At 74.1% G+C, this 10,607-nt stretch carries 9 protein-coding genes; all 9 read left to right on the top strand.

Annotated elements, in window-relative coordinates:
- Window positions 1-1,999: VWA domain-containing protein (locus H3C53_12130; GenBank protein ID MBW7917412.1), on the top strand; the 1,999-nt coding region annotated here is incomplete at its 5' end.
- Between the two features lie 68 nt (window positions 2,000-2,067).
- Window positions 2,068-3,048, top strand: a complete 981-nt coding sequence (locus H3C53_12125) for an AAA family ATPase (protein ID MBW7917411.1) — start codon at window positions 2,068-2,070, stop codon at window positions 3,046-3,048.
- Window positions 3,049-3,061: 13 nt separating this feature from the next.
- Window positions 3,062-3,937, top strand: coding sequence for a DUF58 domain-containing protein (locus H3C53_12120; GenBank protein ID MBW7917410.1), 876 nt, complete (start codon window positions 3,062-3,064; stop codon window positions 3,935-3,937).
- Window positions 3,938-4,302: 365 nt separating this feature from the next.
- A complete protein-coding gene (locus tag H3C53_12115) occupies window positions 4,303-6,906 on the top strand; it encodes a PIG-L family deacetylase (GenBank protein ID MBW7917409.1) in 2,604 nt (867 codons plus the stop codon).
- Between the two features lie 150 nt (window positions 6,907-7,056).
- A complete protein-coding gene (locus H3C53_12110; GenBank protein ID MBW7917408.1) occupies window positions 7,057-8,472 on the top strand; it encodes a right-handed parallel beta-helix repeat-containing protein in 1,416 nt (471 codons plus the stop codon).
- Window positions 8,469-9,230 carry an ATP-binding cassette domain-containing protein gene (locus H3C53_12105; GenBank protein ID MBW7917407.1) on the top strand — a complete coding sequence of 254 codons (762 nt, stop codon included), beginning with the start codon at window positions 8,469-8,471 and terminating at the stop codon, window positions 9,228-9,230. Before H3C53_12110 ends, H3C53_12105 begins: the two co-directional genes overlap by 4 nt.
- A gap of 53 nt (window positions 9,231-9,283) precedes the next feature.
- Window positions 9,284-9,571: a hypothetical protein gene (locus H3C53_12100; GenBank protein MBW7917406.1), complete on the top strand. Its 288-nt coding sequence runs from the start codon at window positions 9,284-9,286 to the stop codon at window positions 9,569-9,571.
- An 88-nt stretch (window positions 9,572-9,659) separates the two neighbouring features.
- The gene (locus H3C53_12095; GenBank protein ID MBW7917405.1) at window positions 9,660-10,361 is read left to right on the top strand and encodes a Tat pathway signal protein; all 702 of its coding nucleotides are present in this window, start codon (window positions 9,660-9,662) and stop codon (window positions 10,359-10,361) included.
- A partial coding sequence (locus tag H3C53_12090; protein MBW7917404.1) for a twin-arginine translocation signal domain-containing protein occupies window positions 10,351-10,607 on the top strand: 257 nt, incomplete at its 3' end. The genes H3C53_12095 and H3C53_12090, both read left to right, overlap by 11 nt.

Raw genomic sequence — 10,607 nt, 5'->3', positions numbered from 1 at the left:
GCTGGCGGGCGACCGCTTCGCGCTGCACGCCGACGTCTACCTGGCGGGCGCGCCCACGGCCGCGCCGGTGACGACCCCGTCGGAGGCGACCCCGGCGGAGGCGACCCCGCCGGAGGCGACCCCGCCGGAGGCGGGCGTCCTCAAGGCGGCCACCCTCGCCACCTTCAGGAACGGCGTGCTCGTAGCCGAGCGCGCCGTGGCCCTCGCGCCCGGCCGCAACCGGGTGAGCGTCGAGGTCACCGAGGAGGCCGCGGGCGAGTTCCGGTACGACGTGGCGGTGACCCTGCCGGGCGACGAGGAGGCCCGCAACGACCGCGCGGGCGTCGACGTAGTGGTGGGCTCGGCGCCGGGCGTCCTGCTGGTGAGCGAGGCAGGCGTTTGGGCCGACCTGTTCGCCGGGGCGCTCGCCGCCCAGGGTCTTGACGTCACGGCCTCGCCACCGAGCGCGCTGCCCGCCGACCCGGCGGCGCTCGCCGCTCACGGCGCCGTCGTCCTCGCGAACGTGCCCGCCGCGGCGCTGGGCACCGGCCAGCAGGTGGCGCTCGAGGCGGCCGTCCGCGACCTGGGCGTGCCGCTCCTGCTGCTGGGCGGCGAGAACGCCTTCGGCCCTGGCGGCTACTACGAGACGCCCCTCGAGCGCCTCTCGCCGACCTCGAGCCTCGTGCCGCGCGAGGCGCCAGAGCTTGCCATCGCGTTCGTGCTCGACCGCTCGAACAGCATGCGGCAGTACGCGGGCGACCAGGTGCGTCTCGACATCGCCAAGGCCGCGGCCATCAGCGCCCACGAGCTGCTACCCGAGGGGGCGAGGAGCGCCCTCATCGTGTTCGACTCGACCGCCCGCACCCTCGTGCCGCTGGGGCCGGCCGCCGACGACGCGGCCTTCCGGGCCGCGATCACCGAGCTGGACCCGCGCGGCGGCACCAACCTCTACCCGGCCCTGGTGGCCGCCTACGACGAGCTCGCCGACGCCGGAGCGGCCACCGCTCACGTGATCGTCATGAGCGACGGGCTGTCGCAGCCCGGCGACTTCCCGGGGATCCTGGCGGCGCTGCGCGGGCGCGGCGTCACGGTCTCTACCATCGCCATCGGGCCCGAGGCCGACGCCGAGCAGCTGCGCGAGGTGGCGCGCCTGGGTGGGGGCGCCTTCCACGCCAGCCGCGATTTCGCGGCGCTGCCGCGGATCATGACGCACGAGGTGCTCCTGCAGTCGGGCGAGCTCACCGCCGAGGCCGACGCGGCGCCCGCCTGGGCGGACCGGCGCGCGCCCTTCCTGCGCGCCTGGCCCGACGAGCTGCCGCCGGTGGCCGGCTACGTGCCGACCTCGCTCAAGCCGGACGCGCGGCTGCACCTGTCGGTCACCGACGAGAAGGGGGAGACCATGCCGCTGCTGGCAAGCTGGCGTCACGGGGCGGGCGAGGTGGTGGCGTTCACGGCGCACGCGGCCGGGCCCTGGACCGCGGCGTGGCTCGCCGAGGGGGGCTACGCCGGCATGTGGGCGCACCTCGTCAGGCAGCTGGCGACCGCCCCCGTCGAGGCGGCGCCGGCCGTGCGGCTGACGCGCGACGGCGACGAGCTGCGCGTCGAGGCGAGCTCCGGCGCCGTCGTACTGGAGCTACCGGACGGCACCACGCGGCGGCTCGACGCGCTGCAGGTTGCGCCCGGCGCCTACCTGGCGACCGCTTACCTGACGCAGGTCGGGACCTACCGCGTAAGCGCGGGCGACGCCGCGGCGCGCCTGCACGTCCCGTACCTCGCCCGGCTCGACCGCTCCCGCGCGGACCCGGCGCGGCTAACGGCCGTGGCGCGCGCCTCCGGCGGGGCGGTGGTGGCCGACCTCGCCGCGGTGGGGCCGGTGAGCGCGTGGCGCTGGCACCGCGCGCCCGCCTGGCCCGCCGCCACCCTCGCCGCGCTGGCGCTCCTGCTGCTCGAACTCACCCTGCGTTACGCCCCGGACCTGTTGCCGCGCCTGAGCGTCAGGCGGAAGGATGGAAGATCGTGACCCGAACCGGAACCGACCCCCTCGCCACGGCCGACCGCCCCGAGCCGACCACCCCCGCCGCGGGCGACGTGGCGGCGCTGGAGCGCGCCCTCGCGGGCCTGCAGCGCCTGAGGCGCGAGATCGGGCGGGTCGTCCTCGGCCAGGACGACGTCGTCGACCAGCTCCTCATCGCCCTCGTAGCGGGCGGCCACGTGCTGCTCGAGGGGGCGCCCGGCCTCGGCAAGACGCTCCTGGTGCGCACCGTGTCGGTGGCGGCGGGACTCGGGTTCGCGCGGGTGCAGTTCACGCCCGACCTCATGCCGGCCGACGTGACGGGCACAATGGTGCTCGTGCGCGACGAGCTCGGCGGCGGGCGCCTCGAGTTCCAGCCCGGCCCCATCTTCACTCAGCTCCTCCTGGCCGACGAGATCAACCGCGCGACCCCCAAGACGCAGTCGGCGCTGCTCGAGGCCATGCAGGAGCACACCGTCACGGCCGCCGGCAAGAGCCTGCCGCTCCCTTCACCCTTCTTCGTGCTGGCCACGCAGAACCCCATCGAGCTGGAGGGGACGTACGTGTTGCCGGAGGCGCAGCTCGACCGCTTCCTCATCAAGATCGTCATGCCGCTGCCCGGCGAGGAGGTGCTGGACGCCATCCTCGACCGCACGACGGGGGACGGGCTGGCGGAGCCGGAGCGGGTGGTCTCTCCCGACGACGTCCTCGCCTTCCAGAGGCTGGTGCGCGAGGTGCCCGTGGCGTCGCACGTGCGGCGGGCGGTGGCGCGCTTCCTGCTGGCCACTCACCCGGAGGGGGAGAGCGCGAGCGCGGAGGTGAGGCGGTTCGTGCGCTTCGGCGTGAGCCCGCGCGGCGGTCAGGCCCTCTTGCTCGCGGCCAAGGCGCACGCGCTGCTGCAGGGGCGCTTCAACGTGGCCGTCGACGACCTGCGCGCCATGCTGCGGCCCACCCTGCGCCACCGCTTCCAGCTGAACTTCGAGGGCGCGGCCGATCCGAACGTCGACGCCGAGCGCCTGCTCGAGCGGGTGTTCGAGCGGACCGTCGCCGACGGCTAGGCTCGTGGTCGACGTGACGCCGCCGCCGCGGCTGCTGCAGCGCCTGGCCCGCTGCCGGTTGCACGTCCCGCGGGCGGGCACCGCCGGCGGGGTCGGGGAGCACCGCTCGCGCACGCTGGGTCCCGGCCTCGAGTTCGCCGAGCACCGGCCCTACCGGCCGGGCGACGACCTGAGGCGGGTGGATCCGTTCCTGGAGGCGCGCACCGGCGAGCTGCACGTGCGCGAGGGGGACGTGCTCGAGCAGCTGGCCGTGACGGTGGTGGTCGACATGAGCGCTTCGATGGCGCACGGCGCGCCCGACAAGTCCGTGGCGGCGCGCAAGGTGGCGGCGGCGCTCGCCTACGCGGGGCTGGCGGGCAACGACCGCGTGAGGCTGGTGGCGTTCACGGGGCGGGGGCTCGAGTGGGGTCCCCGAGGCGCCGGCGTGCGCGCCGCTCCCCTGCTGTTCAGTTGGCTGGCGGCCCTCGCGCCAGCCGGCGCGGCGGAGTTCGGGGACGTCGCCCGGGCGCTGGCGGCGCGGCTGCCGCGGCCGGGACTCTGCGTCGTGGTGAGCGACTGGCTGTTCGCCGGCGCCGCGGCCGGCCTTGGCGTCCTGCGCGCCGCCAAGCAGGAGGTGGTGGGCGTGCAGGTCCTGGCGCCGGAGGAGCTCGACCCGCGCGCTCTGGGCGCGGGGGCGGTGACGCTGGAGGACGCGGAGTCGAGCGCGGAGGCGAGCGTGGTCCTGACGCCGGCGGTCCTGGCCGAGTACGGGCGCGCGCTCACGGCGTGGCGGGCCGAGCTCGAGGCTTCGTTAGTGCGCCACGGCGGCACCTGGCTGCAGGCGCGCTCCGATGACGACGTGACGGAGCTGCTCACGAGGGAGTGGGCGCCGTCCGGCCTGGTTCGCTAGGTGGGTCGGGGCGGCGGCGCCGCGCCCGCACGGCCTGTGTACCGGTCGACCGTGACCCTCGGTTGACAGCCTCGCCTCGCCTCCCGTAGCCTTCTAGAGGGATATTTAGAAACCCCATTAAGAAAGCTGTTTCGTAGTTCGAGACACCGTCGTCGGCGAGAACTTCCCGACTGCCGTCGACCACCAACAGGGCCGCGGAGGTGATGGTTCGTAAGAGCGCACGACAAGGCGTAGGCCACGGCTAGAGCCCGAACCGGCGACGGTCGGCGGGCGCGGGACCGGCTCGAGGCAGCCGGCGGCGCCCCAAGGGGCTGGCCCGGGGACATCCCGGACCCACCATGAACACCCACGGAGGCAGTTACCTGATGCAAGTGAAGCCCAACAACCTTCTACGCGCGGTGGCCGTTTCGCTCCTGGCGCTCCTCGTGGCGTTCGGCTCGGCCCAGAGCCGCACCGACGCCCGCGTCCTCGAGCAGGAGATGCACCGCGGCATCGTCGACCTGTACGAGGCCCTCACGCCGCTCAAGTCCGTCGCGTCGTTCATGACCGTCGGCGCCCACCCCGACGACGAACGCTCCAGCCAGATCGCGCTCCTCTCGCTCGGCGAGGGCGTGCGCAGCGTCACCGTCACCGCCAACCGCGGCGAGGGCGGCCAGAACTCCATCGGCACCGAGTACCGCCAGGCCCTCGGCGTCCTCCGCAGCCGCGAGATGGAGCAGGCCAGCGCCGCCTTCAACGTCGAGCTGTTCTTCCTCAGCGAGAGCTTCGACGACCCCATCTACGACTTCCGCTTCTCCAAGTCCGCCGTCGAGACCCTCGAGATCTGGGGCGAGGACGTGATGATGGAGAAGCTCGTGCGCGCCATCCGCCAGAGCCGCCCCGACGTCATCTTCACCAACTTCCAGAACGTCTTCGGGCAGCACGGCAACCACCGCGCCATGGCGTACGCCGCCGAGCAGGCCTTCGCCCTCGCGGCCGACCCCGAGGCGTTCCCCGAGCACCTCGAGATGGGCCTCGAGCCGTGGCAGGCCGCCAAGTTCTACCTGCCAAGCGGCAAGGGGAGCGGTCAGGCCGACTTCGAGCTCGAGACGACCCTCACCATCCCGACCGGCGGCTACGACCAGGTCCTCGGCGCCACCTACGAGCAGCTCGGTCAGCAGTCGCGCGCCTACCACCGCAGCCAGGACATGGGCAGCTGGGCCGACGAGCGCTCCACCAACTCGAACCTGCACCTCGTGCAGTCGTTCGTGACCGACGCGGAGACCGACACCTCGCTCTTCGCCGGCATCCCCTACACCGTCGGTGACCTCGCCGCCACCGTGGCCGACGCCAAGCTGGCGCAGCTCCTGACCGACAGCCAGGCCGCCATCGACCGCGCCCTCGCGGCCTTCCCGAACTTCACCGCCGTCCAGGGCGACCTCACCGTGGCCCTCGCCACCGTGCGCGCCGCCCGCGCCGCCCTCGCCGCCGGCAACGAGGACGCCGCCGTGGCCAGCGACGTCGACTTCCGCCTCGCGCGCAAGGAAGTCGAGCTGCAGAACGCCAGCCGCCAGGCCCTCTCGCTCGTCACCCGCCTGGTGGCCAAGAACCCCGAGCTGGTGCGCGGCGGCTCCACCGAGGTGACCGTCAGCGCCTACCTCGGCGGCGACGTGACCGCCGAGAACGTGCGCTTCGACGTCGTGGCCCCCGAGGGCTGGACCGTCGAGGCCGTGGAGGCCGTCGAACCCGCCACGCTCGCCAACGGCGAGACCGCCAAGCAGACCTTCGTGGTCACCGTCCCGGCCGACGCGCCCTACTACAACCCGTACCGCCGCAACGTGAGCCCGCAGCGCGCCAACGGCGACGTGTACGGCGTGATCAGCTACGAGGTCGACGGCGTGCCGTTCACGGTGACCGTCGACTCGCGCGAGATCATCGGCGTCCTGCCCGACGTCTCGCTGCGCGTGACCCCCGAGAACCTCGTCTACAACCTCCTCAGCCCCGCCGACCTCACCATGAGCGTCGCCGCCGTCAACTACGTCGACGGTCCCGCCGAGACGGTCCTCACCGTCGACGCCCCCGAGGGCTGGACGGTCGAGCCCGCCTCCGTCGCCCTCAGCTTCAACCGCAAGGGCGACGCCCGCGGCGCCACCTTCACCCTCCTCCCGGCCGAAGGCCTCACCGAGGGCTCCTTCGACTTCAGCGTCCGCGCCGACGGCGAAGCGGCCAGCACCAGCTACACGCGCGTCATCAACTACGAGCACACCGGCAAGACCTACCTGGTGAGCCCGGCGGGCGCCAACGTCAAGGCCCTCGAGGTCGCCTTCGACCCCGCCCTGCGCGTCGGCTACGTCGACGGCGGCTCCGACGTCGTCTACCAGGGCCTGCGCCAGATCGGCATGAACGTCGACCTGCTCACCCAGGACGACCTCACCACCGGCGACCTGAGCCAGTACGACTCGATCGCCGTGGGCATCTACGCCTACCGCGCCCGCCCCGACCTGTTCGCGGCCAACGAGCGCCTTATGCAGTGGGTGGAGGACGGCGGCAACCTGCTCGTCCAGTACCACCGCCCCGCCGACGCGTGGGACCCGGAGAGCGTGCCGCCCTACCCCATCGAGCTCGGCCGCGTCTCGCTCCTCTCGCGCGTGACGGCCGCCGACGGGGCGGTCGAGTTCCTCGACCCCGAGAACCCGATCATGACCACCCCGAACGTCCTCACCCAGGCCGACTTCGACGGCTGGGTCAAGGAGCGCGGTCTCTACTTCGCCCAGAAGTGGGACGAGCGCTACACGCCGCTCTTCAGCGTGACCGACAAGCAGTGGCCCGACACCTGGGACGAGCTGCCGTTCCTCGGCTCCATGCTCACCGCCAACGTCGGCAAGGGTCGCTACACCTACACGAGCCTCGTCCTGCACACTGAGATCGAGAACAACGTGCCGGGCGCCTACCGCATCTACGCCAACCTGCTCACGCCGCCCGCGGAGTGATCAACAGACCCCGCTGACGACGAGTCGGCGACTGGCGAGCCGGCGCCCCATGGTGGGGCGCCGGCTCGCCGTGTTCGGCACCGCACCGTCCCCGCCCGACCCCGCGGTCCCGGGACACCGGTCCCTCTGACCCTCGGGTAGCATCGAGCCGTGACGCGGAGCGGGCGGAGCGTGCCCTCGGGGCGGCGTCGACGGCTTCCGGCCGCCGGCCGGGTGCTCGCCGCGTCCGCGGTCACCGCGGTCGTCGCGACCTGGCTCGGGGCCGGCGCCCTCGCCGCCCCCATCCTGACCCTCGCTCCAGGTGACGAGCTACCGACCCTGACCGCCGGCGCCAGAGTGATCCTCGCGCCCGGCACCTACCGGGGGCCGTGGACCGTCGAGGCCGAGGGGGTCGTCATCGAAGGCGCCGGCGCCACGCTCCTGGGCGGCGCCGCGGGCAGCACCCTCGTCCTGGCGGCGCCCGGCATCCGCGTGAGCGGCCTGACGGTCGCCGGGGCCGGCCCGGAGGAGGACCTCTACGCCCCCGACGCGGGCCTCTGGCTCGTGGGCTGCCACGACTGCCGCGTGGCGGGCGTGAGCGTGACCGGCGCCCCGACCGGCCTGCGCGTGGAGGACTCGGACGGGGTGATCGTCAGCGGCGCCCGACTCGACGGCGGTAGTGGCGCCCCGGGCCTGACCGTGTTCGCTAGCGCCCGTTTCCGCCTGGAAGACTCCACGGTACGGGGGTTCCTCGACGGCATCTACCTCGAGGGCGCCGACGACGCGGCGGTGGTCGGCAGCGAGTTCGTGACCGCAGCCCGCTACGCGCTCCACAGCATGTACAGCGCCAACACCACCCTGGCGGGGAACGTCGTGCGCGGCGGCGCCGTCGGCTCCGCCGCAATGTACGGGCGCGGCCTGAGGGCGACGGGCAACACCTTCGAGGGCCACGTCGGCCCGCTGTCGTTCGGGCTGCTCGCCCTCGAGGTCAAGGACGCCGTGGTGGCCGGCAACACCTTCGCCGGCAACACCATCGGTGCGCTCGTCGTCTCGGCGCCCGACGTCACGCTGGAGCGCAACCTGTTCACGGACGGCGGCTTCGGCGTGCTCGTCCAGCGCAGCCGCTTCGGTGGCACGAGCGCCGTGCGGCTCCACGACAACGTCTTCACGGGCAACGTGAGCGACGTGGCGGTCGACGACGACGACGCGAGCGTCGAGCTCATTGGCAACGCCTTCGAGGGCGCGCCCCGCCTAGACCGCGACGGCGACGGCGTCGTCGACGTGCCACACGTGCCCAGCTCGTCGTACGCCATGCTGGCCTCCCGCCAACCCGACCTGTCGCTCTACGCGTTGAGCCCCGGCGTCGTCTTGTGGGAGAGCATCGAGGCCACCGTGCCCGCCGTGAGGCTCATGACCCTCGCCGACCCGACGCCGCGCACCTACCCCTCCTGGAGCGGCGGTCCGCGCCCGCCCGGGTCCACCGCCCACCCCGCCGGGTCAGTGGCGGGCGTCCTCGGGGCGGCCACGCTCGTCGCCGCCGGGCTGCTCCTCGCCCGGCCGCGCGGTCTCCCGGCGGCGCCGGCATGAGGTCGCCGCTCCCCGCGGTGGCGGTGCGTGGCGCGAGCTACGGGCGCCGGCTGCACGCCATCGACCTCGAGCTGCTCCGCGGCTCCCTGGCCCTCATCGGCGCCAACGGGGCGGGCAAGTCGACGCTCCTCAACCTCCTCACCGGCGGCCTCAGGGCGCCCCGCGGGACGGTGCGCGTCTACGGGCACGACCCCAGGAGCGTGGCGGTCGCCCCGCTCCGCGCCTACGTGCCGCAACGCATCGTCTTCCCGCCGCACCTGCGGGCCGGTGAGATCCTCGCCGCCGCGGTCCAAGCGAAACGGTGCCCTACCGCGGCCGCGCACGCCGCCGCCGACCGCATGGGGTTGACGGGCGTCCTCGACCGCCGCGTGGGCGCCCTGTCGGGCGGCATGACCCAGAGGCTCGCGCTGGCGGCCGCCCTGATGGACGAGCCGCGGCTGTGGCTGCTCGACGAGCCCGCCTCGGCGCTGGACGAGGACGGCCTCGCGCGCCTCGCCGCCTGGGCGCGCGCGCACGTCGCCGCCGGCGGCACCTTGGTCGTGAGCGCGCACCGGCCCGAGGAGGTCGAGGCGCTCGCCGACGAGGCGCTGCTCATGAGCTTCGGGCGCGTGCAGGGGCGACTGCCGGTGGTCGACCTCTTCGAGTACGAGGTCGTCCGGGAGGGGGGCGTGGTCGGCCCGCTCCCGAGCGGCTGGCGGGTCCGGCGTCGGTCGGGCGCCACCCTCAGCGGCCTCATGCCCCCGCAGGGCGGCGCGTGAGCCGCTCGCCCAGGTCCCTACGCCCGCGCGCCCAGCGCGGAGCGTGGCGGCTGTTGGCGGCGCTGGTCATGGCCGTGGCGTTGCCCGTGGCCGCCTCGCGCTCGCTCGCCTACGACCCACCGATGGAGCACTCGGAAGACTGCCCCATGCCCGAGCAGAACCGCGGCACGCCCACGGTGCTCTCCCTCCCCGCGCCCCCACCGCCGCCGACCACCCGGCCTGTCGAGGTCAGGGTCGTCACGGCCGAGGTCGTCACGCCGCGGCCCGCGGCCCCCCGCGCCGCGCCGCTACGGCACACGCCGGCGCGAGCCCCACCGCGCGCGGCGCTCTCCACTCCTTAGCCCGAGGAGCGCGCGGCGCTCCTCACGGCCCCACCTTCCAACGCGCGGCGAGGGCTCAGAGGCCTCCGCCGACCGAGAACGGGAGCGAGTGAGCACCGTGCCCACCGACAGACGAACCTTCATCAAGCGCCTGGCGCTGGCCTCCGTGGCCGCGCCGTTCTCCCTGCGGCTCGCCGCCGCCCAGATGCCCGGCCAGGGCGCGCAGCACGGCCCCGGCATGGGGCACGGCCCGGGCATGCAGCACGGCCCCATGGCTGCGGGCGCCGCCGGCGGCGTCGGACCCGACGTGCTGCCCCCCGCCGCGATCCCCTGGGACACCGGGACGTGCGCCTTCTGCGGCATGACCATCGCCACGCCCCCCGACGCCTCGGTGGGGCCTGGTTTCCGCGAACGCACGTACGGGCAGGTCCGACTGGCACAGGCCGAAGCCGCGGGGGAGGGCGCCTACCACTACGAATCGCTCGGTTGCCTCTTCAACCACGCCTACGTGCTGGGCCTGACCGACGGGCACGGCGCCACCTTCTACGTCGCCAACCTCGCCGACCCACCGGCCACGGCAGACGAGTTGCTCCTGGGGCGCGCCGCCGTCTTCCTGTGGGCCGAGAACCTGAGCGTGTCGATGAGGGCGCGCCTGGGGGCGTTCCCGGACGCCGAGGCTGCCGCCGGTCACCTCCACGGCCATCCCGAGCTGGGCCGCGCCCACCTCCACCGCGAGGACGAGCTGATGGACCTGGCGCCCCTCCCGATCGGCAACCTCGTGCCGCTGCTGGTGAGGCACCTTGGCCTCTGACCCCTGGCGCGGCAAGTCCGTCACCCTCGAGCGGCGCGAGTTCCTGCGCCGCTCCGGGGTCGGGCTCGCGGCGCTCCTGCTGGGGGGCTCGGCGGCGTGGGCGGAGCCGAGGGAGCCGCGGTTCGGGGTCGACGTCTGCCCGTACTGCAACATGACGGTCGTCGACCTCCGCTTCACCGCGCAGCTGGTCACCCCCACGGGGCTCGTGCACCAGTACGACGCCATCGAGTGCCTGGCGGACCACCT

It is taken from the genome of Trueperaceae bacterium (assembly GCA_019454765.1).
Taxonomy (GTDB): domain Bacteria; phylum Deinococcota; class Deinococci; order Deinococcales; family Trueperaceae; genus JAAYYF01.
This window is presented reverse-complemented; position numbering and strand designations above follow the sequence as displayed.